The following is a 22,836-nucleotide window of genomic DNA, read 5'->3' as shown; positions in this document are numbered from 1 at the left end:
ATGTCCAAATCCCAACGCACCCGTGAAATCTGCGCACTGGCCCCGATCGTTCCGGTTCTGGTTGTCGATGACGTCGCGCAGGCCCGCCCGCTGGCCGAGGCATTGGTCGCCGGCGGTCTGCCAGCGCTCGAGGTCACCTTGCGCACGCCCGCCGCGCTCGACGCGATCCGCGCGATGGCCAAGGTGCCCGGCGGCGTGGTCGGCGCAGGTACGCTGGTCACACCCGAAGACGTCCGCGCCGCCAAAGAGGCGGGCGCGCAGTTCGGCGTCTCTCCGGGCGCAACCGACGTGCTTATTGCGGCGTGCGAGGCCGAGGGCCTGCCGTTGCTGCCCGGCGCGGCCACGGCCAGCGAAGCGATGGCTTTGCTGGAAAAAGGCTATGACATGCTGAAATTCTTCCCGGCCGAGGCCTCGGGCGGCGCGCCCGCACTCAAGGCAATCGGTGCGCCCCTGCCGCAGATCAGCTTTTGCCCGACAGGCGGGGTGTCGCCGTCCAACGCCCGTGACTATCTGTCCCTGTCCAACGTGGTCTGCGCCGGTGGCAGTTGGGTCGCGCCCAAGCAGATGGTCGAAAGCGGTGACTGGGCCGGGATCGAAACACTTGCGCGCGAGGCATCAAAGCTGGCGGATTGACGCCGCGAAGCCCCTCGGTAATGTGGGCGTCACCTCAGACAGGCTGACCCCATGACACAGACATCTGCCCTCTCCCAGGGGCGAACTTATTTGGCAATCCCGGGCCCCTCGGTGATGCCGGACGCGGTCCTGCAGGCGATGCATCGCCCGTCGCCCAATATCTACGATGGCGCGCTCATCGACATGATGCCCGACCTGACCCGCGATCTGCGCCGGGTTGCTCGCACAGGCCATGACGTTGCCATCTACATTGCCAATGGTCACGGCACGTGGGAGGCCGCTCTGTCCAACGTGATCGCCCCCGGCGAAACCGTTCTGGCTCCTGCCTCGGGCCGGTTCACCCATGGCTGGGCCGAGATGGCCGAAGGCATCGGGGCAAAGGTGCAACTGATCGATTTCGGCACCTCATCCGCCTGGGATCTCGACCGGATTGCCGACGCTTTGCGCGCGGATAAAGGCCACCAGATCAAGGCTGTTCTCGCGGTTCATGTGGACACATCAAGCTCGATCCGCAACGATATCCCGGCGCTGCGCAAACTGCTCGACGATCTGGACCACCCGGCGCTGTTGATGGCCGATTGCATCGCCTCGCTGGGATGCGACCGGTTCGAGATGGATGAATGGGGCGTCGATGTCACGGTCACCGCCTGCCAGAAAGGCCTGATGACCCCCGCAGGCACAGGCTTTGTCTTTTTCAACGACAAAGCACAGGCCAAGCGGGCCGCCATGCCGCGTGTGTCACGATATTGGGACTGGCAGCCGCGCGCTAACCCTGAACTGTTCTACCAGTATTTCGACGGTACCGCGCCGACGCATCACCTCTATGGTCTGCGCGCCGCGCTCGACCTGATCCATGCGGAAGGGATCGAACAGGTCTGGGCCCGCCATGAACGTCTGGCTACTGCCATCTGGGCGGCCTGCGAAACATGGGCCGAAGGCGGCGCGCTGCATCTGAACGTTGCCGACCGCGCCTACCGCAGTCACGCCGTCACTGCCCTGCGCCTGAACGGGGGGCGCGGCACGGCCCTGCGCGCGTTCACTGAACATCAGCTGGGCCTGACACTGGGCATTGGCCTCGGGATGGAGGATTACGACAGCTGTTTCCGCCTCGGGCATATGGGCCATGTCAACGGGCAAATGGTGATGGCGATGCTGGGCGGTATGGAAACGGCCATGGTCGCGCTTGACGTCCCCCGTGGCAAAGGCGCGCTCGAGGCCGCCGCTGCCGTCCTGGCCGCCTGACACGCCTCAGACGAACAGCGCTGATCCGCCCCTTCATCTGGCCAAAAATATCCTCGGGGGGAATCGCGCTTTGCGCGATGGGGGCAGACAGCCCCCCTTTGACCCGATGGCAAGACAGACCAGCGCTAGTCCGTCTTTGCCCGCACTTCCGCGAGTGCCTTGGGCAAGGCGGCCGCGAAAGCATCCAGATCTGCTGTTTCACCACAGCTTATCCGGATGCACCTGTTCTGGGGCGTTGCAAACGGCATCCGGACAAACAGGCCCCGCGCAACCAGAGCCTCCAGAACCGCTCGGGCAAAATCCCCATCCCGCCCGCAATCAATCGTCACGAAATTGGTGGCCGAGGGCAGCGGCTCCAACCCGTTTTCGCGGGCAATCGTTGCTATCCGCTCACGCGCCTCGGCGATTTGCGCCTGAATATGCTCCAGCCACGCACCATCCTGCAACGCGGCCAGCGCCCCGGCCTGCGCCGCGCGGTTCATGCCGAAATGATTGCGCACCTTATTGAAGGCTGCAATCAGGTCGGGCGCTCCCATGGCATAGCCAACCCGTGCGCCCGCCATGCCATAGACCTTGGAAAATGTCCGCATCCGGATCACGCGAGGGTCGTCTGCGCTGACGGGTGCCGCTGTCCCAACTGGCGCGCATTCCACATAAGCCTCATCCAGAATCAGCAGGCACCCGTCGGGCAGGGCGTCCATCGCCGCCACGATATCCGCGCCGGAATGCCAGCTGCCCATCGGATTGTCCGGATTGGCCAGATAGACCAGCTTTGCACCCACCTCGGCCGCCTTCGCAAACAGGGCCGCCGGGTCTTCGTGATCCCCGGCATAGGGAACCTTGTGCAAAACGCCACCGAACCCGGCGACATGATAATTAAAGGTGGGATACGCCCCGTCCGAGGTCACAACCGCATCCCCGGGCCCTACAATCAGACGCACAAGATAACCCAGAAGCCCGTCAATCCCTTCGCCCACAACGATATTTTCGGAGGTTACCCCATGATACTCGGCCAAAGCATGGCGCAGATCGTGGTTCTCGGGATCACCATACATCCAGATATCAGACGCGGCCTGCTCCATGGCCCGGATCGCGTGGGGCGAGGGGCCAAACACGCTCTCGTTGGCGCCAAGACGGGCAATGAACGCCGCGCCGCGCTGACGCTCTTGCGTTTCGGGGCCCACAAAGGGCACGGTGGCGGGCAGGGATTGGGCAAGCGGGGTGTATCGTGGTCCTGTCATGCCTGCAGATAACCCCAAGCCCGAGCTTCGGGCAAGCGCGCACATCATCCCGCGCGTCAGAACGTATTGAAACACAAGTAAGGAGCGCAAATGCGCATACTGTCTGCCATTGTTCTTCTGGGCCTTGCCTATCTTCTGTTCTGGCCCGTTCCCGTTATCCCCGTCGCCGTTGAGATGCCGGAAGATGCCGGTTTCACAGGGGATTTCGCCGAGAACACCGTGCTGGACGCCGCGCAGCTGATCCACTTGCCCGATGGGGAAACCGGCCCCGAAGACATCGCCATCCTGCCCGACGGCGCGGTCTATACGACCAGCCGGTCTGGCACGCTCTATCGCATTGACGGGGCCGACCCTGTTGTGGCCGACCAACTCGGTGGGCGTCCTCTGGGTCTCAGGGCCGGACCGGATGGCGCGCTTTACATTGCCGACAGCTTTCGCGGCGTGATGCGCTGGACTGGGCCGGGCACGCTTGAATCCGTGGTGGCCGATATCGACGGTGCGCCCGTGGTCTATGCAAACCAACTGGACGTGGCGCAGGACGGCACGATCTATTTTTCGAACTCTTCCGACCGGTTCGATCCCGAAACCATGGGCGGGACCAAGCCGACTTCGGTCCTGACCATCTGGGAACAATCCGATACAGGCTATGTCGCCCGTCACACACCCGATGGCCGCACCGAAAAGATTGCCACTGGGTTCGTCTATACCAATGGCATTGCGCTCTCACCTGACGCAGATTTCCTGCTGATCGCCGAGACCGGTCGCGCACGGGTACACAAGCTGTGGCTCAGCGGGCCCAAAGCCGGTCAGCAAGAGGTCGTGCTGCACAACCTGCCCGGCTATCCCGACAATCTCGAAGCACAAGGTGATGGCACCTACTGGATGGCCTTCGCCAGCCCGCGTGTCCCGTCCGAGGCACTGATGCCGTACCCCTTCCTGCGCAAGGTGGTCTGGCGGCTGGGTCCGGCTGTACGCCCGGCACCGATCCATCGGGGTATGCTGGTGCAGTTTGATGGTGAAGGCACGATCCTGCGCACGCTTCAAGACCCTCAAGGCCGTATTGGCATCACGACAGGGGGCCGGATCGTGGGCGATCAGTTCTATGTCATGACGCTCGATTCCCCCTGGTTCGGGCGGATGCCTGTCAGCGATCTGCCCTGACGTCGCAGTGGAATTCGGCGTCCCGTCCGGGCATGGTCGCCGCAACTGAATTTCGGGAGGTCCCCCATGTCACGTGTATCCGTCACCTATCAAGACCATGTTGCCCATGTCACCCTGACCAGAGGTGACAAGATGAATGCGCTGGATGACGCGATGGTCAAGGCATTGCTCTCTGCCGGGCAAGAGGTCGCCGCCTCGGACGCCCGCGCCGTGGTTTTGTCGGGCGAGGGGAAAAGCTTCTGCGCTGGGCTCGACATGGCGAGCTTTGCAAAGATGGCCCATATGGATCCCACCGAATGGCTGATGACCCGCAGCCATGAGGATGCCAACGAGATGCAGGAGCTGGCCCTGATCTGGCGTCGCGTACCGGTGCCGGTGATCTGCGCCATTCAGGGCGTCGCCTATGGTGGTGGCCTGCAAATTGCGCTGGGCGCGGATATCCGTATCGCGCACCCTGAGGCGAAACTGGCGGTGATGGAGATGAAATGGGGTATCATCCCCGATATGGGTGGCATGGTTCTGTTGCCCCGGCTTGTGCGTTCGGACGTTCTGCGTCTGCTGACCTACACGGCCCGGCCCATCGGTGCGCAGCAGGCGATGGATTGGGGGCTGGTCACGCAGCTTTCAGATGATCCGCTGACCGAAGCTCTGGCCATTGCCGAGAATATCGCAGGACAAAGCCCTTCGGCCATCCGTGCCGCCAAGCGGCTGATCGAAGTGGCCGAAACCCAGCCCCGCGCGGATGTTCTCAAGGCGGAATCCGCCGAGCAGGTGGAGCTGATCGGCAAGCCGCATCAGATGGAGGTCGTGATGGCGCAGATGCAGGGCCGCAAGCCCGAGTTCAAATGATCAGCGGATGAAAGCCCGCCGTGCATCGCGGGCCATGTTGTAACGCATTTCAAAATCGGCGTTTTTCGCCATCACAACCTTGCGTTCTGCCGAACCAACCAAGGGGCGATTAATCCTGGCAAGGGCAGGATCCGAAAGCGGCTACCGGATTCTGTTGCTCACCAGATAGGCCAGCCCGCCGACCAGCAGGCCCCAGACCGCCGCGCCCAGCCCAAAGACCGAGATGCCCGATGCGGTGATCGCAAAGGTCAGCATCGCGGCCTCACGCTCGGCCGGAACCTCAAGTGCTGCGAAAATCGAATTGGCCAGCACGCCGATCAGGGCGACACCGGTCAATGTCCCCATCAACAGCGGATCGGCATGGGATGCAAAGCCGGTAATCGCCACGGCAAAGATGCCGAATACACCATAGAACACCCCACCCATGACGGCCGACCAGTACCGTTGCGCAGGATCGGGGTGGCTGTCCTCGTTGGAACACATCGCAGCCGTGATCGCCGCAAGGCAGGTGGCAGGCGCACCAAACGGAGCCGATAACAGGCTTGCCCCACCCACGGATGAAAACAGCCTGCCCGGAGCCGGGGTATAGCCAAAGCTGCGCATCACCGCGATGCCGGGAATGTTCTGGGTCGCCATCGTGACGATAAACAGCGGGATGGCGATTCCGATGGTCGAGGCCAGCGAGAAACCGGGCATGGTCCAGACCGGTGCCGCCAGCCATCGCGCCGGGGTCACCGAGGTGTCGCCTGCGTTCAGTACCACAACCAGCGCGGCGGCGGCAACGGCCGCCGGAACGGCGAACAGCCGGTTGATCCGGCCTGCGATGAACCATGTCAGGATCACCGGCAGGGCTTGCGCGGGCAATTCGACTGCGGCCTGAAAGGGCAGAATGCAAAGCGGCAGCAGAACGCCCCCCAGCATGGCCTGTGCCAAAGTCGTTGGAATGGCGGCCGCCAGCCGCCCCAATGGCCGCCAGAGCCCGGCCAGCACCGTCAGCGCCCCAGCACACAGGAACGCACCTGTTGCCTCGGAAAACCCCAGCGCCGGCGTCGCGGACACCGCCAGCAGCGCCGCCCCCGGTGTCGACCAGGCGACGCTGATCGGTTGCCGGTACCACAGGCTCAGCACAATGGCGGTCAGTCCCATTGCGATGGCCGCCATCATCAAACCCGAGGCCGCCTGCGCCGGAGACGCGTCCATCGCGGCCAGCCCCTGCAACACGATAGGAAAGGAACTGAAGAACCCGACAATGGCGACAACCAGCCCGGTCGAGACTGTCTGGAGCGGTGGGGCAAACTGGGTCATGACAGCCTCGGACGGTTGGGGTTGGTGATTGCTAACAAGCGGCGGCAGGGGCGGGCAAGGTCTGAACGCGCAAAAGAAAACCCCGCCGGATCAGCGGCGGGGTTCGGGATATGAGTTTTTTTGAAAAGATGAAGATCAGGCGATCTCGGCCAGACGGGCCAGCGCCTCGTTCAGCTTGGCTTCTTCTTCCTCGCGGGCGGCGAGGTTGGCTTTGGCTTCCTCGACCACTTCGTCCGGGGCAGAGGCCACGAATTTGGGGTTGTTCAGCCGTCCACGCAGGCCGCCGAGTTCCTTGGCCAGCTTGCCCTTGGCTTTCTCCAGCCGCTCCTTTTCCGCGCCGATGTCGATTATATCCGCCAACGGCAGGCCGAAGGAGGCTCCGGGGGCGGCAATCGAGATGGTGCCCTTGGGCAGCGCGTCCGCCTTAGTCAGGCTGTCGATGCGTGCCAGACGTTTGATCAGCGCCTCGTTGCGGTCCCATGCGGCTTGGCCGTTGGCGTCGATCTCGGTCACAAGCATCGGCACGTAGAGACCCGCAGGTACCCGCATCTGCGCACGGGCCGAGCGGGTGTTTTCGATTACCGAGATCACCCAGTTCATCTCACGATCCGCATCGGCGTCGACCAGTTCCGCGCCGTAGGTCGGCCAGTCGGCGTGGACGACCATTTTGGCGCGGTTGCCGGTCAGTCCCCACAGCTCTTCGGTGATGAAGGGCATGATCGGGTGCAGCAGGACCATGCACTGATCCAGAACCCAGCGCATGGTGGCGCGGGTCTCAGACCGTGCCTCGGCGTCGTCGCCTTGCAGCAGCGGTTTGGACAGTTCCACATACCAGTCGCAGACCTTGCCCCAGACAAAGGCATAGAGCCCGTTGGCCGCGTCGTTGAAACGATAGCTTTCCAGCGCTGCGTCGACCTCTTCCCGCACGCGGGCGGTTTCGCCGATGATCCAGCGGTTGACGGCGGCCTTGGGCTTCAGGTCTGACACATCCAGTTGCGGCACGGCGTCGGTAAAGACCTCATTCATCTCGGCAAAGCGGACGGCGTTCCAAAGCTTGGTGCCAAAGTTGCGATAGCCGGTGATGCGCTCCTTGCTGAGTTTCAGCACACCGCCAATCGCCGCCATCGAGGCGTTGGTGAACCGCAGCGCGTCGGCGCCGAATTCGTCCACGATTTCAAGCGGGTCAATGACGTTGCCGGTGGTCTTGGACATCTTCTTGCCCTTCTCGTCGCGGACGAGCGAGTGCAGGTAGACGGTGTGGAACGGAACCTCGTTCACCACGGCCAGCTGCATCATCATCATCCGGGCGACCCAGAAGAACAGGATATCCGCGCCGGTGACCAAAACGCTGGTCGGGAAATAGCGGCGCATCTCGTCGGTATCCTCGGGCCAGCCCAGCGTGCCGATGGGCCAGAGGCCGGAGGAGAACCAGGTGTCGAGGACGTCGGGATCGCGCCACAACGCAACGGGAAGCATGTATCCGGATTCGTCGCCAATGTCGTGAGCATGGCCAGCGTCTTCAGCTTCGCCAACCCATTTAGCATCTGGTCCAGCGTTTGCGTAGTAATACTCCATCGCCTTTGACTTAGCTTCGTCGAGCGTCGGCGCACAGAAATGTACTGGGTTGAGGTAGTCGTACTCCCAACCATTTACATCTTCATCGGAAATATCGACTACACGTGGCCCATACCAGACGGGAATCTGATGCCCCCACCACAGCTGGCGCGAGATGCACCAGGGCTCGATGTTTTCCAGCCAGTGGTAATAGGTCTTCTCGCCCGACTCGGGGATGATCTTGACCGTGCCATCCCTGACCGCATCCAGCGCCGGGCCGACGACCTTTTCGGCATCGACGAACCACTGGTCGGTGAACATCGGCTCGATGACGACTTTCGAGCGGTCGCCAAAGGGCTGCATGATCGGCTTGCTCTCGACCAAAGGCACCAGAGCCGCCGGGTCGTCATCCTCGCCCAGTTTGGTGCCCAGACGCGGATCATCCGCGCGGGTCATCACGGCCAGACCGTCAGCAGTGATTTCCTCGACCACCTTCACACGCGCCTCGAACCGGTCCAGTCCGCGCAGGTGATCCGGGATCAGGTTGATCGCGTCGATCTCATTCTCGGTGAACGCTTTGCCGCGCGCGTATTCCTGCGCCTTGCCCGCCTCCTCGGCGTAAGGCGCGCCATCGGCCCGCATCGCGCCCTTGGTGTCCATCAGGCGGTACATTGGAATGCCGCCGCGCTTGGCCACCATGTTGTCGTTGAAGTCATGCGCGCCGGTGATCTTCACCGCGCCCGAGCCGAAATCGGGATCGGGATACTCATCGGTGATGATCGGGATCTGGCGGCGATGCTCTTTCGGGCCAACCGGGATTTCGCACAGTTTGCCGACGATCGGCGCGTAGCGCTCATCCGACGGATGCACGGCCACAGCACCGTCGCCCAGCATGGTTTCGGGCCGCGTGGTTGCAATGGAAATATAATCCCGCTCCTCGCGGAAGATCACATTCCCATCTTCATCTTTTTCCAAATACTCATATGTCTCGCCGCCCGCCAAGGGGTACTTGAAGTGCCACATGTGGCCCGGCGTTTCAATATTCTCGACCTCAAGGTCCGAAATCGCCGTCTCGAAATGCGGGTCCCAATTGACCAGTCGCTTGCCGCGATAGATCAGGCCCTTTTCGTACATGTCGACAAAGACCTTGATAACAGCATCATGGAAGTTGGGTGAGTTTTCGTGCCCGGTGCGTGGGTCACCTGGCGCGCCCGCCATGGTAAAGGCATTGCGCGACCAGTCGCAGGAATTCCCCAACCGCGTCATCTGTTCGATAATCTTGCGGCCGTATTGCCCCTTCCAATCCCAGACCTTGGCCAGAAACTCCTCGCGCGCGTAGTCGGTGCGCTTCTTGCCCTCTTCGGCCATCAGTTTCTTTTCAACCTGCATCTGCGTGGCGATGCCGGCGTGGTCCTGACCAGGTTGCCACAGAGTGTCGAACCCGCGCATCCGGTGCCAGCGGATCAGAATATCCATCAGTGTATGGTTAAAGGCATGTCCCACATGCAGCGCGCCGGTCACGTTGGGCGGTGGCAGCATGATGCAAAAGCTCTCATCACGCGAACGGTTCGCGCCTGCCTTGAAGGCTCCGGCCTGTTCCCAAGCCTCATAGATACGGGCCTCGGCCTCGGCCGCGTTGAATGTCTTTTCCATCGCCATGGGATGCGTCCTGCGTCAACAAATTCGGGTCAGCGCCTGCAATAGCGAATGGAGACGGGAAGGGGAAGGCCCTGTGCGGCGACGATTGCCGAAGTCACCCCGTGCCGGTCGCCTCGTTTCCGTACAGGTGCGTGCTTTGTGCCGCGCCTTGTGTCATCGCCTTGGCCTGATCCTCCCGAATGCGGGCATGAAGCGCCAAGGCTGGCTGCGAAAACAACTCGGTCGGTGGTTCGATGAGGATGAAATTGCCCACCCGGTCTTCGCCCCGCGCCAAGACCGCGTAATCGCGGTCCGCCACTTTTTGCTGTGCGTTCGGGTTCAGATACCGGATCGCCAGCCCGATCCGCCGATCGTCCGACATATTGGGCCCCGAGCCATGGATTGTTAGGCCATGGTGCAGCGACATCTGACCCGGCTGCAATTCGATATGCGTTTTGTCCTCGTCTGCCACATCGACAGCCACCTCCTGCCCGCGCGACAGCAGGTTGTTGTCTGAAAACGTATCGTTATGGGGCAGAATCGGGTTTTTGTGGCTGCCCCTGACAAAGTCCATGCAGCCGCTTGCTACCGTGGCAGGCGACAATGCGATCCACGCGGTCATCTGATCCGGTGTTTCGCCCATCCCCCAATAGGTCAGGTCCTGATGCATTCCCACCACCTGGGTCGTGCGTGGTTCTTTGATGAACAGTTCCGCAGACCACAGCAGCAAGTCTGGCCCCAGTATTCCTTCGACGACGTCCAGAACCCTTGGATCCAATGCGATACGGGCGACCAGCGGCATCACCACATGGGCGTTCAGGCGCTTGTACATGTTCAGCGGCAGCGGAAGGTCAGCCACGCGCCAGGTCTCCTCGATCTGCTCCAGCTCGGCCCGGAACTGTGCGGTCTCATCCGGCGAAAAGACAGTGATGGGAAAGGCAAACCCGTCTTGCCAATACGCGTCGACCGATGGGGCGTCCAGACGGCCCTGTGACAGGGAAATGGGTTCGGGCATGGGGGACCTCCGGCAGGCTGTATCTTAAAACAGCCTACGAATCCCTCTGCGGCTCCCGCAATCCTGTTTACGACATCGGTGTCGCCACACGCTTTCATGCAAGGCGCTGGACATAAGCAAGCACAGGGCTAGTGTCGCCATCAAGGCAGCGACAGGAGCATCCCATGGAAAAATTCGGCAAAAGCCAGCCCGTCAAACGGACCGAAGATCGGCGGTTCCTGACCGGGCAGGGGCGCTATATGGACGATGCCGTGCCCGGCAATGCGCTGTTTGCCGCTTTCTTCCGCAGCCCAGTGGCCCATGGCGATATCACTGCGCTGGATCTTGAATCCGCGCGGAGCGCCGACGGGGTGCGGCTGGTCATGACATTGGACGATCTTGCCGCCTCGGGCATCGACACGGTGATGAATGCAGCAACCTTGACCAACCGCGACGGGACCGGCTCTGCCGCGCCGGATCGGCATATGCTGGCCAAGGACCGTGTGCGCTTTGTGGGCGAACCCGTGGCCGTTGTCATCGCGGATACGCTGGTACAGGCGCAGGACGCGGTCGAACTGATCTGGATGGATATCCGGGAACGCCCCGCCAAGCTGGACGTGAAAGCGGGGGGTGAGGCCCTGCACCCGCAAGCGCCCGACAACCGCGCGTTTGATTGGGGTCTGGGGGATGAGGCCGCGACCAAGGCCGCCTTTCAGGCCGCCGCCCACACCGTGTCGCTGAACGTGCACGACAACCGCGTCATCATCAGCTCGCTCGAGCCACGGGGCTGTCAGGCCGATTGGTCTGGCGGGCGTCTGCACTTTTCCTATGGCGGGCAGGGTGTCTGGGCGATGAAGGCACAGCTGGCGCAAAAGCTGAAACTCGATGCGGATGCGATCCGTGTCACCACCCCGGATGTGGGGGGCGGGTTCGGCATGAAGGTGATGCCATATCCCGAATATTTCTGCGTGGCCGTGGCCGCGATGAAACTAGGCCAGCCCGTGCACTGGATGTCCGACCGGTCCGAGGCAATGCTGTCCGATCACCACGGCCGCGACCTGACCTCTCTGGCCGAGCTGGCCTTTGATGCCGACCACCGGATCACCGCCTACCGCGTCCACAGCAAAGTCAACCTTGGTGCCTATAACAGCCATTTCGCGCAGGCGATCCAGACAAGCCTGTTCAGCAAGGTGCTGATGGGGGTCTATGACGTTCAGACCACCTATCTCCGGGTCGAGGGGTTCTATACCACGACAACGCAGGTTGACGCCTATCGTGGCGCCGGACGCCCCGAGGCGATCTATGTGCTGGAACGCGTGATGGACCGCGCCGCACGCGAACTGGGCCTTGACCCGTGGGAGTTGCGTCGCAGAAACTTCATCAGACCCGGCGATTTCCCCTACACCTCTGCCACGGGTGAAACCTATGACGTCGGCGATTTCGACATGGTCCTGCGCCGCGCGGCCAGCCAGACCAGCGGGTTCGAAGCCCGCAAGGCCGCCGATGCCGAACGCGGTCTGATCCGGGGGCAGGGTCTTAGTTACTATATCGAAAGTATTTTGGGGGACCCTTCCGAGAACTCGAAGGTCGAGTTTTGCGCGGATGGCACGGTGAACCTTTATGTCGGCACACAATCGAACGGGCAGGGGCACGAAACGGTTTATGCTCAGTTCCTGTCTGATCAGACCGGCGTCCCGATGGACAGAATCACCGTCATTCAGGGTGATACCGACCGGCTTGGCCATGGCGGCGGAACCGGTGGCTCGCGCTCGGTGACGGTGCAAAGTACCGCGACCCTCGCCACCATTGACAAGATGATCGCCGCATTCACGCCTTATCTGGCCGATAAGATGGGGGTCGAGGACAGTGATGTGCGATTTGACCATGAAACATTCCGCGCGCCGGGCTCGAACCTGACGCCCACCCTGACCGAAGCCGCGGCCATGGCGCGCGCCGACGCGCGCGTGGACTTGCTGACGCATGAGTCCCGCGCGCAACTGGATGCCCGCAGCTATCCCAACGGCGCGCATGTTGCCGAGGTCGTGATCGATTCCGTCACCGGCGAAACCCGTGTGGACCGCTACACCGTGGTTGATGATTTCGGAAATCTTATTAACCCGATGCTGGCCGAAGGGCAGGTGCATGGCGGGGTGGTTCAGGGCATCGGGCAGGCGCTGTCGGAACATGTGGTGCATGATGATCACGGACAGCTGCTCACGGCATCGTTTATGGATTACGCCTTGCCCCGCGCGGTGGACGTACCCATGATAAAGTTTACCTCGGCGCCGGTGCCGTCAACTTCCAACCCGATGGGGATGAAAGGATGCGGCGAGGCTGGCACGGTGGGCGCTCTGGCCGCTGTGGCAAACGCGGTTCAGGACGCGCTCTGGGATCACGGGGTGCGGCAGGCGGATATGCCTTTCACACCTCACAAGGTTTGGGAATTGCTGACGCATGAATCTGTCGCGGCTAAGTAGGAAGGTTCTGGGATGGCTCGGGCGGCCCTTACGGTCCGAGCACTCCGCCGAAACGCGGCACCGCGAGCCGATCAGCCACGTCATTATCCTAGATGGCACCATGTCCACCCTCGAACCGGGGTTCGAAACCCATGCCGGTCAGACCTATCGCCTGTGTTGCGAAATGGGCAGCAAGGTGTCGGTGTTCTACGAGGCGGGTGTGCAGTGGGAAAGCTGGAAATCCACCATGGACGTGATGATGGGCCGGGGTATCAACCGCCAGATCCGCCGCGCCTATGGCTATCTGGCGTCACGCTACAAGCCCGGTGACCGGATTTATTTCATCGGTTATTCCCGTGGAGCCTACGGCGTGCGCAGCCTGGCCGGGGTGATCGACATGATCGGCCTGCTCAAGGCCGAACACGCGACCGAGCGGAACATCCTGCAAGCCTACCGCCATTATGAATGCAATGTCAGCGGCACCGCCGCCCGCGATTTTCGCCGCAAGTTCTGCCATGACAATGTCAAGATCGAGATGGTCGGAGTCTGGGATACGGTCAAGGCGCTGGGCCTGCGCCTGCCGCTGCTGTGGCGCTGGGCCGAGGATCGCCATGCCTTTCACAACCACCAGCTGGGCCCGGCCACTCTGCATGGCTATCACGCGCTGGCCCTCGACGAAACGCGCGAGGTGTTCGAGCCGGTTCTATGGCGATGCAAGCCCGATTTCAAAGGTCATGTGGAACAGGTCTGGTTCCGTGGCACCCACGGCGATATCGGCGGCCAGCTGAACGGCTATGAAGAGGCCCGGCCGCTCAGCAATATCTCGTTGATCTGGATGCTGGACAAGGCCGAGATGCACGGGCTGCCGATGCCCGAAGGCTGGCGCACCCGTTTCCCGACGGATGCCCATGCGCAATCGGTTGGAACCTGGCGCGGCTGGGGCAAGATCTTTCTGCTGCGCAAACACCGCAAGGTCGGGCGGGATCAGTCAGAACGCCTGCATGTCTCGGTCGTGCCGGATGAATTGCCGGGCTGGGTGGCGATGCCGAACCTGCCGACACATCCCGCGCAGTGAAAGGCAACCATGTGCCAGTGACTCCAAGATCACCGGCACTTCAATGTCAGGTTCGAGCCCGGAGCAGTCATCCTTCGTTGCTTAAGCAGGAAAATAAATTGCGCATTTGACAACAAGTGTTTGCGGCCCTCATGCTATAACTTGAAAATCGAGGTGGAACGACCAAAGTAATTCCATGTTTAGATCATCAACCCGAAGTGAAGCAGAAAGTTTGTTAAGCGGACTTGCTCTTGGATTTTCTGCGGACCCATTCATGCGTTGGCTGTATCCTGAACCTGCCGATTTCCTTACCCACTTCCCGCGAGTAATGGACTTCTTTGGAGGGCGTGCATTTGAACAGGGCAGCGCGTTTCGAAACGATGATTTCACCGCTGGCGCACTTTGGCTTCCGCCAGGCATTTACCCCGATGAAGAACGGCTTGTCGCCTGTTTTGAGCAGACGGTCTCACCAGAAAAGCATAATGCGTTGTTCGAAACCTTTGGGCAGATGGACAATTATCATCCGGATGAGGACTGCTGGCATTTAGCTTTTATTGCGGTCGATCCATTTCGCCAAGGAAAAGGGTTGGGGTCCGCCTTGCTTGAATGCTGCCTCAAACGCTGTGACGAAGATGGAAGACCTGCTTACTTAGAGTCGACAAACCCTACAAATCTATCGCTGTATAAGCGCTATGGTTTTCAAGAGATGGGTCTAATCAAAGCCGACCAAGCCCCACCCCTGTTTCCGATGTTTCGAGCCGCCCAATAGCGATAGATCAAACGGCTGCATTGTCCGCTCAGCGGACCCCCATGAGATTAACAGAGAATGCCCGGTTCGAACCCATTCGGACTTTACTATATTTCTTTGCTAGTTTGGAAATGTTGTGCGCGCCGTCGCATTGGAGGTTATCCACATGGCACATATTGCGCTGTTGCGGTCCATGTATTCGATGAAGGGTCGCCCAGTTGTTGATATCGGAGCGGGGGATGGCGTGTACTCAAAGCAACTTCATGCGGAGGGTGCACATGTAACCGCCATCGAAATTGACCCCGCCAAAGTATCGAATGCGAAATCAAACTTGCCACCCGACGTTGATGTTCGACTAGGAACGGCAGAAAACTTGCCTTTGGAAACAAACTCACAGCAGTTGGCCTGTTTCTTCTTTTCTCTACATCACGTGCCAGCCAATCTGCACGAAGCCGCCTTCGATGAAGTTCGCCGGGTTTTGAGGCAAAACGGTCGATTGCATGTGGTCGAACCTTATCCGTATGGAACAATGTTTGACTTAGTTCGGATGGTCGAAGACGAGACGTCTGTGCGTACAAACTCCCACAACGTTTTGAATCGACTCGATAAAGACCAAAGCTACAGCTTGTTGGCCAAAAATGAGTATGTTTTGACCCGGGAGTACCCAACTTTTGAGTACTTTTTGGATAAGATCGTGCGAACTGATCCTGACCGGTATTCACAGTACGAAGCAGTGGCTTCCGATATGCGGCATACTTTTGAAAGCGTCATCGAAAGCGTCGATGGCAAGCGCGTCCTACATCAACCGTGCGCATCATATCACTACCAAGTTTTCACCTAGAGTTTTGACGGCCCAGTGTCCTAATTGTCCGCAAAGTTGACGCTCCGAACTAAAACACCCTCGCAGCATTCAGCGAGGGTGTTTTCTAAGTAAGAGCCCGTTACGCCTTGCGTCGTTCTGGACTATGCAACGCCTCCGGTAAGAGGCGTGGCGAAACGCCTGCGCCTTTTTCACGTTCCATAGACAAGATTTAGGTATTTGTGTTCGCAATTACCGCCGCCGGTCGCGGCGCGAGCTCATGGGCTGGAAGGCCACGCCCACATGCGCCTCGCAATAGGGTTTGCCTGCCTCAACCGGCAGGCCGCAGAACCAGAAATCCTCGGTCGCGGGGTCGCCCACGGGCCACTTGCAGGTTTTCTCGGTCAGTTCCATCAGCGTCAGCTTCTTGGCTTTCTTCTCGATCTCGTTGACCTTGGCCAGCGCCTCGGGGCTGATTTCGTTGGCCGAGGGCTGCGGCGGCAGCGGCTGACCGGCCGGGATGATCTGGCGGCGCGCCGGAACGGCGGGTTTCGCCTCGGCAGCAGCAGCCGGGCGCGCCGGTTCTGTCTTTGGCATGGGTCTGGGCTTGGCTTCGGCCTTGGGCGCGGGTGCCGGTTTCTCTTTCGGTTCGGACTTGGCCGGGGCTGCGCCTGCTGTCCGGTTGGACAGGCCCAGGCGGTGGACCTTGCCAATCACCGCGTTGCGGGTCACGCCACCCAGTTCCTTGGCGATCTGGCTGGCCGACTGGCCTTCGCCCCACATCTTCTTCAGCAGTTCTACGCGCTCGTCTGTCCAGGACATCGTCAGCCTTTCAAAAGCGGAAAGCGGCCCCGGATTCGGGCCGCCTTGGGAATTCGTCTCAGCCCCCTATTCTAAACACTGCGGCCCGAGTTACAAGCTGTCTTCGAATCAGGTTGAGGGCAAAGCATGCAGAATCCCGCAGAACAGACCGCACGCAGCTTTGGAGCGGTCAACTGGATGGGGCTTTACACGCTGGCGCAGCGCGAAATCCGGCGCTTTCTTTCGGTCTGGACCCAGACCGTTCTGGCGCCTCTGGTCACGGCTGGTCTGTTCCTGCTGATCTTCACAATCGCCATTGGGCCCAGCCGCCCTGACGTCATGGGCGTGCCGTTTGTGGTGTTTCTGGCACCGGGGATCCTGATGATGACGGTGATCCAGAACGCCTTTGCCAATACCTCCTCTTCGATGGTGATTGCCAAGGTGCAGGGCAATATCGTCGACACGCTGATGCCGCCGCTGTCCCCGCTCGAGATCCTGCTGGGGTATCTTGCCGGTGGCATCGCCCGTGGCCTGATGATCGCGCTGGTGATTTCGATTGCGTTGCTGGTTTTGCTGTCCATCGCGCCCCAGCACCCGTTGATTGCGCTGATCTTTGTTGTTCTGGGTGGCGCATTCATGGGCGCGCTGGGCCTCTTTGCCGGGATCTTTGCGAACAAGTTCGACCAGATGGCCGCGATCACCAACTTCATTGTCACACCTCTGGCCTTCCTGTCGGGCACCTTCTATTCGGTCGAGGCGCTGCCTTCTGTCCTGAACCGCCTGACCCATCTGAACCCGGTCTTCTACCTGATCGATGGGCTGCGTTACGGCATGATCGGCGTGTCCGACAGCTCTCCGTGGTTGGGCATGGCGGTTTGTGGTTTTGCCACGCTGGCCATCGGGCTGATCACCTGGCAGATGCTGCGTACCGGCTATCGGCTTAAGGCTTAACCGGGCTCTGCCAGCCTATCGGGCGACAGGGCAGGCTTGGGTTCGCCCAGCCGCGGATGCAAGCGGGCCGAGACAGCCCATGCCCCAAACAAAGCAATCCCGCCTGCCGCGAACACACCGGCCACCGGTGCCGCCAGCAAGACCAGAGCTGCAATACCGGGCGTCAGAATGCCCGAGACATCGCGGTAACTGGAATAAATCGCCGACATCTCGGTTCGCTCAGACGGTTTCACGGCCATAAGGAAGGGCAATCCGGCGCAGATATCCAGAACGATCAGCCAGGCAGACCCCAGAACCAGCGCAGCGACCGAGGCGACAGGCCATCCCGCGACCAATCCGGCTGCGAAAAAGCAGCCCCCGGCAGCAGCAAACCCGATGCGAACAGCCGACCTGAGCGACCGCGTCTGGACCCAGCGCAGGATCAAAGGGGCGGCCAGCAGCATGGCGTTTGTGCACGACAGAAGGATGCCGCCCAGTTGTTCTCCCAGCCCGTTTTGGATGGCGAAAATGGGCAGGTAGACCACATATATCCACCACCCGCAGGACCGGATCATTGCAAACAGATATCCGGCAACCAATCTGGGTTGAACAAAGAACCGGGGAAGAAAGGCCAACGGGTTGTTGGCCGGACCACGGGCCTTGGTGATCAGCTTGCCATTGCCCAGACGCATGCGCCAGAACTGCGCCAGCATGACCAGCGCTGCACCGGCACTGATGACAAACGGGGCAGGGTGCCACAGCTCCATCAGCAGGACACCGGCCATTGGGCCGCCCGTCCATCCCAAAGCGCTGTAGAACATGCGGCTGGTCTCGCACCGGCCAAGTTCGATCTTGCTGATGTAATCCAGCACATAGGTGTTGAAGCAGATGAAAGTGACAACCGTGGCCATGGTATTTAGGGCCAATGCGCCGACCACGGCCTCGGGGCTGCCCTCGATCGCCAGCGATGCACCACAGATGAACATGACACAACCGGTGGAATAGGCCCATCTGCGCGGTACAAAACGGATCAGGAACGGCACCATCAACCCGACCAGCAGGGACAGGATGCCAATCAGGAAATACAGGAATGACACGGACGAGGCATCGCCCAGCGCCCGGTACATCGCCAGCGGAAAGACTGAAATCAGGATGCCACGCACGATGGCTTCAATCCCGGCCAGAATCCCAAAATCGCGAACTGATGGGGCAGGCGCGTGGCGGACCCATTCAGGTATTCGGCGTTCATGCATGACAAACTCGCAAATCAACTCAGCCCAGAATGCGCCTGCTGCTTTGCCGTTCATGGGGGTTTGCGACACAAAGGTCGCCCCTGAACCGCAAGAGCAGTTTTTTCTGTCAGGTCCGGCGGTTTACTGCCTCGCGCCAGACCAGGATCAGCCCTCCGGTCAGAATCGTGACCGCGCCAATCAGACTGATCCGGTCGGGGATCACATCAAACACCGCAAAATCGTACAGCGCGGCGAAAATCAACGTGGCATAGCTGATCGGGGCCACGAATGACGCGTCCGCCCGTGCCATGCCGTTGATGAAACAAACCTGCGCGCAGGCCATCAGCAGGCCGATCCCCACCAGTGCAACCCATTGCTGCGGCGTAGGCATTTGAAACACAAAGCTGACCGCGACCGTAGCGATCACCAGCCCCATCGTGTTGTTGATCAGCAGAATCTGGATCGGAGCCTCGCGCCCCGACAGTTTCTTGATAAAGATCAGCTCCATCCCGATAAACGCCGCCGCAGCCAGCGCCAGAAGGGCGGCGGGCTGAAAACTTGCAGGTGTCGGGCGCAGCAGGATCACCGCACCCACAAGGGCCACGGCCGCCGCCAGCCAGCGCCACCGGCCGACCCGCTCCCTCAATAGCGGAATGGCCAGTACCATACCAAAGACAGGGTTCAGAAAGGAAATCGCCGTCGCATCCGCCATCGGAATGAACGCAACAGACGCGAACATCAACGTCACCCCGGCCCAGCCAAAGCTGGTTCGCCCGACATGCAGCCCCCAATGGGGCCGTCCCAGCCGGGGGCGAAGCACTGCGACCGCCGACAGGATGGCAAGCAGAGCAAACAGAAACCGCCCGTGACTGATCTGCATCGCGTGCAAAGGTGGCCCGAGTGTCTCCGTCCCCAACGCCTTGGCCAACAGCGTCGTCGCCGCGATAAAGGCAGTCGCGACAAAGATCAGCCCTGCGGCCACAGCAGGATTTTGCGCCTTCGGGGTGAACATGGGCGAAAGCGGTGCGCCAAAACGTGTGCCTTGGCAAGACGCAATTCTGCGCTCAGCGCAAAACCGGAGGGGCAGCCAGCGCCGCCTTGGCTTGTTTGAGGCTGTTCAAAAACCGCTCTGCCCGTGCGATCCGTGCTTCGACCTCGTCAATCCGGTCCTGCAAAAACGCCTCGCCGTCAAAGCTGTCGGGATCGGCGGCTTCCAACTGCCCCAGCAACATGACCAGCTCTGCAATGCTGATGCCTGCCGCCTGTGCATCTGCAACTTGCTCCAGCGTGATCAGCGCGTCTTCGGGATAGTCGCGATAGCTGTTGGTGTTGTCCGGCCCCGGAGCTGACTGGATCAGCCCTTGGCGTTCATAAAATCTCAGCGTGTCACGGCTCAGCCCGCTGCGCCGCGCAAGTTCCCCGATCCGCATGTTTCAAAACCGTTGACTCAACTCCATGGTTTTGATCCTATGTCAGACAGTTATTCTCTGCAAGGACAAGCACCATGGGTCCCAAATGCCAAAGTTGCGGCATGCCGCTGTCAAAAGATCCCCAGGGCGGCGGGTCCGAAGCCGACGGAGGGTGCAGCACGCGCTACTGCTCGCTGTGTTACGAAAACGGTGCGTTCCGCCATCCCGACGCATCGCTGGAAGAGTTTCAGTCTCACTGCGTCGATGCCCTTGTCGCCAAAGGCATGCCCCGCATCCTTGCCTGGGCTTTCACCCGCGGCATGGGCAAGCTCGACCGCTGGCGCCCGGCGAAATGATCAGGCGGCAATTTTGACCCTGCGGCAATAATAGGGTTTTCAGGCTGTCTTTTCACGTCTATAGAGCGGCCATGATCAAACGCGCACATATCCAGTTGCTCCGACGCCGACGCCGCTCTGCGTAATCGGCCTGTTTGATCCCATGTGCCTGCCAAATTGGCACAAATCTCACCAAATCTGTTGACGAACCGGGCCTTCGTGTATCACTCACGAGGCTCAAACGACCCGAAAAGGATGATCCCATGATCCCGTCCGTTCTGCCGACCTATAACCGCGCGCCCCTGTCATTTGTAAAGGGCGAAGGCGCCTGGCTGACCGAGGCGGATGGCCGACGTTTTCTGGACCTCGGTGCAGGGATCGCGGTGAACGCGCTGGGCCACGCCCATCCGGCGCTGGTGGCCGCCCTGACGGAACAGGCCCATGCGCTGTGGCATGTCTCGAACCTCTACAACATCCCGCAACAGCAGGCACTGGCAGACAAGCTGGTCGAACACACCTTTGCGGATACGGTATTCTTCACGAATTCCGGCACCGAAGCCTGTGAACTGGCCGTGAAGATGGCCCGCAAGTATTTCTATGACAAAGGCCAGCCCGAACGGGTTGAGATCATCACCTTCGACGGCTCGTTCCATGGCCGGTCGTCGGCGGGCATCGCAGCGGCCGGGTCCGAGAAGATGACCAAAGGCTTTGGCCCGCTTTTGCCGGGCTTTGTCCACGTCACCTTTGGCGATCTCGACGGTGTCACCAACGCCATCACCGAAAATACCGCAGCCATCCTGATCGAACCGATTCAGGGCGAGGGCGGTATCCGACCTGTGCCTGACGCCGAACTCAAGGCCCTGCGCGCCATTTGCGACGAACACGGTCTGCTGCTGATCCTGGACGAGGTGCAATGCGGCGTCGGTCGTACGGGCAGGCTCTTCGCCCATGAATGGGCGGGGATCACCCCGGATATCATGATGGTCGCCAAAGGCATCGGCGGTGGTTTCCCCCTCGGCGCCGTGCTGGCAACCGAAGACGCGGCATCCGGCATGACCGCAGGCACGCATGGCTCCACCTATGGCGGCAACCCACTGGGCTGTGCCGTGGGCTGTGCCGTGATCGATCAGGTCGCCACACCCGCCTTCCTCGAAGGTGTCAACCGCAAGGCCGGCCTGTTGCGCCAGAAACTCGAAGGTCTGGTTGCCGATCACCCCGAGGTTTTCGAAGAGGTGCGCGGATCGGGCCTGATGCTCGGCCTGAAATGCAAGGCGCCAAATATCGACGTGGTCAATGCGGGCTATGACAATCTGGTCATCACCGTCCCCGCCGCCGACAACGTCATCCGCCTGCTGCCGCCCCTGACCCTGACCGAGGATGACATCGCCCAGGCCATGATCCGCCTCGACAAGGCCGCCAATCAGATCGAAACCCAGCTCGCAACTGCCTGAGCTTCATCTTTTCCCAAATACTCCGGGGGTGTGGGGGCTGGCCCCCACCGCCCGACCAGCCAAAAGCGAAGCGATATGAATCACTTTCTCGACATCCACAAAACCGATGCCACCGCGTTGCGGTCCATGATCGATCAGGCGGGCGCGATGAAACAGGCGCGCCTGGGCCGTCCCAAGGCCGCCCCTGACGACGAACAGCCGCTGAAAGACCGCATGGTCGCGCTGATCTTCGAAAAGCCCTCGACCCGGACGCGCGTGTCCTTTGACGTCGGTGTACGCCAGATGGGCGGCCAGACCATGGTGCTGTCGGGCAAGGACATGCAGCTGGGTCACGGCGAAACTATTGCCGATACCGCCCGTGTGCTGTCGCGTTATGTCGACATGATCATGATCCGCACCTTCGATGAGACCATCCTGACCGAAATGGCCGAGTATTCCGACGTGCCCGTCATCAACGGTCTGACCGATCGTACCCATCCCTGCCAGATCATGGCCGACGTGCTGACGTTCGAGGAACACCGCGGCCCCATCGCGGGCAAGAAAGTGGTCTGGACCGGTGATGGCAACAATGTCTGCGCCTCGTTCCTGCACGCGGCGGGTCAATTCGGCTTCGATCTGACCTTCAGCGGCCCGGCCCAGCTTGACCCCGAAGAGGAGTTCATGGGGTTTGCCCGCCAGAAGGGGTCCAGAGTCGTCATCGAACGGGACCCGCACAAAGCGGTCGAGGGCGCGGATCTGGTGGTTGCCGACACCTGGGTTTCGATGCATGACAGCCAATCCGCCAAGGAACGCCGCCACAACATGCTGCGCCCCTATCAGGTCAACGCGGAACTCATGTCACATGCCAAACCCGACGCGCTGTTCATGCACTGCCTGCCCGCGCATCGTGAGGAAGAAGCAACCTCCGAGGTCATGGACGGCCCGAACTCGGTCATCTTCGATGAGGCCGAAAACCGCCTGCACGCACAAAAGGCCGTAATGCGCTGGTGTCTGGGCGTTTAGGA

The 22,836-nt window shown here is 60.9% G+C and carries 20 protein-coding genes; 12 read left to right on the top strand and 8 right to left on the bottom strand.

The window, feature by feature from the left end:
• Entirely contained in the window at positions 1-633 is a 633-nt protein-coding gene (locus ACR0BF_RS00505) for a bifunctional 4-hydroxy-2-oxoglutarate aldolase/2-dehydro-3-deoxy-phosphogluconate aldolase (protein ID WP_480507793.1), read from the top strand.
• A 51-nt stretch (positions 634-684) separates the two neighbouring features.
• Positions 685-1,875 carry a pyridoxal-phosphate-dependent aminotransferase family protein gene (locus ACR0BF_RS00500; RefSeq protein WP_480624054.1) on the top strand — a complete coding sequence of 397 codons (1,191 nt, stop codon included), beginning with the start codon at positions 685-687 and terminating at the stop codon, positions 1,873-1,875.
• Positions 1,876-2,000: 125 nt separating this feature from the next.
• Here ACR0BF_RS00500 and ACR0BF_RS00495 read toward each other — a convergent pair whose 3' ends face one another.
• Positions 2,001-3,116 (bottom strand): pyridoxal phosphate-dependent aminotransferase, encoded by a 1,116-nt coding sequence (locus tag ACR0BF_RS00495; RefSeq protein ID WP_480624053.1) that lies wholly within the window; start codon positions 3,114-3,116, stop codon positions 2,001-2,003.
• 90 nt (positions 3,117-3,206) lie between these two features.
• Here ACR0BF_RS00495 and ACR0BF_RS00490 point away from each other — a divergent pair, with 90 nt between their 5' ends.
• On the top strand, positions 3,207-4,277 hold the full coding sequence (locus ACR0BF_RS00490) for an SMP-30/gluconolactonase/LRE family protein (RefSeq protein WP_480624052.1): 1,071 nt from the start codon (positions 3,207-3,209) through the stop codon (positions 4,275-4,277).
• A gap of 66 nt (positions 4,278-4,343) precedes the next feature.
• On the top strand, positions 4,344-5,126 hold the full coding sequence (locus ACR0BF_RS00485) for a crotonase/enoyl-CoA hydratase family protein (RefSeq protein ID WP_209505660.1): 783 nt from the start codon (positions 4,344-4,346) through the stop codon (positions 5,124-5,126).
• Positions 5,127-5,267: 141 nt separating this feature from the next.
• Here the strand turns inward: ACR0BF_RS00485 and ACR0BF_RS00480 are convergent, their stop codons facing one another.
• From ACR0BF_RS00480 to ACR0BF_RS00470, 3 genes are all read right to left on the bottom strand, one after another.
• The gene (locus tag ACR0BF_RS00480) at positions 5,268-6,431 is read right to left on the bottom strand and encodes a benzoate/H(+) symporter BenE family transporter (protein ID WP_480624051.1); all 1,164 of its coding nucleotides are present in this window, start codon (positions 6,429-6,431) and stop codon (positions 5,268-5,270) included.
• 135 nt (positions 6,432-6,566) lie between these two features.
• Positions 6,567-9,644 carry a valine--tRNA ligase gene (locus ACR0BF_RS00475; protein ID WP_480624050.1) on the bottom strand — a complete coding sequence of 1,026 codons (3,078 nt, stop codon included), beginning with the start codon at positions 9,642-9,644 and terminating at the stop codon, positions 6,567-6,569.
• Between the two features lie 94 nt (positions 9,645-9,738).
• Positions 9,739-10,638 (bottom strand): phytanoyl-CoA dioxygenase family protein, encoded by a 900-nt coding sequence (locus ACR0BF_RS00470; protein WP_480624049.1) that lies wholly within the window; start codon positions 10,636-10,638, stop codon positions 9,739-9,741.
• A gap of 164 nt (positions 10,639-10,802) precedes the next feature.
• Between ACR0BF_RS00470 and ACR0BF_RS00465 the strand changes: the two genes are divergently transcribed.
• The 4 genes from ACR0BF_RS00465 to ACR0BF_RS00450 all read left to right on the top strand — a co-directional run bounded on the left by ACR0BF_RS00465 (position 10,803) and on the right by ACR0BF_RS00450 (position 15,716).
• Positions 10,803-13,094 carry a xanthine dehydrogenase family protein molybdopterin-binding subunit gene (locus ACR0BF_RS00465; RefSeq protein ID WP_480624048.1) on the top strand — a complete coding sequence of 764 codons (2,292 nt, stop codon included), beginning with the start codon at positions 10,803-10,805 and terminating at the stop codon, positions 13,092-13,094.
• Positions 13,072-14,148, top strand: a complete 1,077-nt coding sequence (locus ACR0BF_RS00460; RefSeq protein WP_480624047.1) for a DUF2235 domain-containing protein — start codon at positions 13,072-13,074, stop codon at positions 14,146-14,148. Before ACR0BF_RS00465 ends, ACR0BF_RS00460 begins: the two co-directional genes overlap by 23 nt.
• 253 nt (positions 14,149-14,401) lie before the next feature.
• Positions 14,402-14,896 carry a GNAT family N-acetyltransferase gene (locus tag ACR0BF_RS00455; RefSeq protein WP_480624046.1) on the top strand — a complete coding sequence of 165 codons (495 nt, stop codon included), beginning with the start codon at positions 14,402-14,404 and terminating at the stop codon, positions 14,894-14,896.
• A 145-nt stretch (positions 14,897-15,041) separates the two neighbouring features.
• Entirely contained in the window at positions 15,042-15,716 is a 675-nt protein-coding gene (locus ACR0BF_RS00450) for a class I SAM-dependent methyltransferase (protein ID WP_480624045.1), read from the top strand.
• Between the two features lie 210 nt (positions 15,717-15,926).
• On the opposite strand, the gene ACR0BF_RS00445 is transcribed toward ACR0BF_RS00450, so the two are convergent.
• Positions 15,927-16,496: a GcrA family cell cycle regulator gene (locus tag ACR0BF_RS00445; RefSeq protein WP_267363457.1), complete on the bottom strand. Its 570-nt coding sequence runs from the start codon at positions 16,494-16,496 to the stop codon at positions 15,927-15,929.
• A gap of 126 nt (positions 16,497-16,622) precedes the next feature.
• Here ACR0BF_RS00445 and ACR0BF_RS00440 point away from each other — a divergent pair, with 126 nt between their 5' ends.
• Positions 16,623-17,426, top strand: a complete 804-nt coding sequence (locus ACR0BF_RS00440; RefSeq protein ID WP_480624044.1) for an ABC transporter permease — start codon at positions 16,623-16,625, stop codon at positions 17,424-17,426.
• On the opposite strand, the gene ACR0BF_RS00435 is transcribed toward ACR0BF_RS00440, so the two are convergent.
• From ACR0BF_RS00435 to ACR0BF_RS00425, 3 genes are all read right to left on the bottom strand, one after another.
• Entirely contained in the window at positions 17,423-18,658 is a 1,236-nt protein-coding gene (locus ACR0BF_RS00435; RefSeq protein ID WP_480624230.1) for an MFS transporter, read from the bottom strand. The two genes, ACR0BF_RS00440 and ACR0BF_RS00435, sit on opposite strands and share 4 nt — an antisense overlap.
• Before the next feature lie 106 nt (positions 18,659-18,764).
• Positions 18,765-19,649: a DMT family transporter gene (locus tag ACR0BF_RS00430; protein WP_480624043.1), complete on the bottom strand. Its 885-nt coding sequence runs from the start codon at positions 19,647-19,649 to the stop codon at positions 18,765-18,767.
• Between the two features lie 52 nt (positions 19,650-19,701).
• Positions 19,702-20,067, bottom strand: coding sequence for a MerR family transcriptional regulator (locus tag ACR0BF_RS00425; RefSeq protein WP_480624042.1), 366 nt, complete (start codon positions 20,065-20,067; stop codon positions 19,702-19,704).
• Positions 20,068-20,141: 74 nt separating this feature from the next.
• On the opposite strand from ACR0BF_RS00425, the gene ACR0BF_RS00420 reads away from it, so the two are divergent.
• The 3 genes from ACR0BF_RS00420 (at position 20,142) to argF (ending at position 22,834) form a co-directional block, all read left to right on the top strand.
• Positions 20,142-20,402: a zinc ribbon domain-containing protein gene (locus tag ACR0BF_RS00420; protein WP_480555996.1), complete on the top strand. Its 261-nt coding sequence runs from the start codon at positions 20,142-20,144 to the stop codon at positions 20,400-20,402.
• A gap of 242 nt (positions 20,403-20,644) precedes the next feature.
• Complete coding sequence (locus tag ACR0BF_RS00415) at positions 20,645-21,832, top strand: acetylornithine transaminase (protein WP_480624041.1); 1,188 nt, start codon at positions 20,645-20,647, stop codon at positions 21,830-21,832.
• 75 nt (positions 21,833-21,907) lie between these two features.
• On the top strand, positions 21,908-22,834 hold the full coding sequence (gene argF / locus ACR0BF_RS00410) for an ornithine carbamoyltransferase (protein ID WP_480473650.1): 927 nt from the start codon (positions 21,908-21,910) through the stop codon (positions 22,832-22,834).
• Positions 22,835-22,836 lie beyond the last annotated feature (2 nt).

The organism is Ruegeria sp. AG7, assembly GCF_056541545.1.
This window is presented reverse-complemented; position numbering and strand designations above follow the sequence as displayed.